Here is a 1,712-nt window from a genome sequence, read left to right on the forward strand (position 1 = left end):
TAACCTAGTTAGGTAATCAGCTTATAATCTCCGATTTAACGGGAGAGAACTTCACCAAAAAATTGGGTTTGAAGCCTCCCCCTTCTTGGACGACTTTTTAGTTTTTTTTTCAATCAAAGTGTATCAACTGTGGCGCAAAACACGATCGTGATACCAACGCAGCGACTAATATATTTGTCGCCGGAGGGCATTCGGAGACATTAAACAGATTTGGAGGCAAGCGTAAGACTAGCGTCAAGTTAGCAGGATCCTGTGAAATGTCAACCCACCAAGGAGCTTCGGCTAGGTAGGAATCCCTGTACCTTTTAGGCCGGGGAGTATGTCAAACTGCATATTAAATCAGTAGTCAGAAATATTGATAGAATGACTGAAAATATAGCTTTTGAATAGAATCTGGCAGAGGTAGATTCTGGCAAAAGCTAGAATTAAATATATAGAATTAAAAATCTCATGACTTTGGCCCAAGCACTGGAACAAGAGTGGAAAACCAAACTTCAGGAAGACTACCCAAACCATAGCTCAGATGTCCACAAAAGTATTATTTGCTGGCTATTGGGGAATAATCCTAGTCGCTTAGACGAGCTGACTCCTACTCAAAGGGCAATGGCATCTAAAGGCAGAGAGTTTCTTTATCGAATTCTAAAACAAAGATATTTGGACATTCCGCCAGAGCGAGCTTATCGAAACTTACTGCAACGCTTGAGTGGCCTAGTGATGCTGCGACAAAAAATACGAGCATGGGTAAATACCAGTCGCGATCGCCAACGAAGTGTAATAGATGTCCTACAGGAAGTGATCCAAGAGATGCTCAATAGCGATCGCTACCTACAGCAACAAATGGCCAAAATCAGTGAATGTACAAAAAATCCTAATCTCCGCAACTCTCTATTATTAGCGAGTGTAGAAGAATATTGTATTAGACCGATTCGCAATCAGCCATTACTGGTATATAGATTTGTTAATTATCTACGTCGAACTCAAAGAGGTGGCCTAACTCAAGTACCTGTAAAAGAATGGGTTAAATTAATCTCGGAAGATATTAGTCCTGGTGATACGGAAGACCGAGTGAGTTTGCTGGATGCTGTAGTGACTTCAGGGTATCAAGATACTGAAGAAATGGAGCAACAACATTTACTTCGCTCTAAAGTCCAGGAGGAATTTGAGAAATATTTGGTGGAAAAAGTTGATTCCAAGGCAGCAGAATGGTTAAAGCTTTATCTTCGAGGCAATACTCAAGAGGAAATTGCTCAAGCTTTAGATATGCCTATCAGACAAGTATATAGGTTACGAGAAAAGGTCAGTTATCATGCAATTCGTGTTTTTGCGGTTAAACAACAACCAGAATTAGTAGCTAGTTGGTTAGAAATTTCTCTGAATGAGCATGGCTTAGGTTTGACTTCTCATCAATGGCAAGAATATTGGCAAAATCTTAATCCTCAACAACGTCATTTAATTGAAGGCTTAAAATCAGGTACCAGTTTAGAGGAAATTGCTAAACACTTAAACTTGAGAATTAACCAAGTTGTTAGTGAATGGACTAAACTATACTTATCTGCTCAATCCTTACGAAATAGTTCTTAGCCCCAATCAAGACTAAGATTGTAGCTAGGATAATTTAACCAAGATTATTCAAATATTAATTGAGTCTGTAAATTTTTAGGATAATATAGTGTTAATAATTAGCGTATCAAATATTTAAGTTTTGAGATACT

Annotated in this window: 1 protein-coding gene; it reads left to right on the forward strand. The window is 38.4% G+C overall.

Going from position 1 to position 1,712, the window contains the following annotated elements:
• Positions 1-450: 450 nt before the first annotated feature.
• Positions 451-1,581: a HetZ-related protein 2 gene (locus F6K13_RS31875; protein WP_124144294.1), complete on the forward strand. Its 1,131-nt coding sequence runs from the start codon at positions 451-453 to the stop codon at positions 1,579-1,581.
• Positions 1,582-1,712 lie beyond the last annotated feature (131 nt).

This window comes from Okeania sp. SIO2B9, assembly GCF_010672505.1.
GTDB classification, from domain to species: domain Bacteria; phylum Cyanobacteriota; class Cyanobacteriia; order Cyanobacteriales; family Microcoleaceae; genus Okeania; species Okeania hirsuta.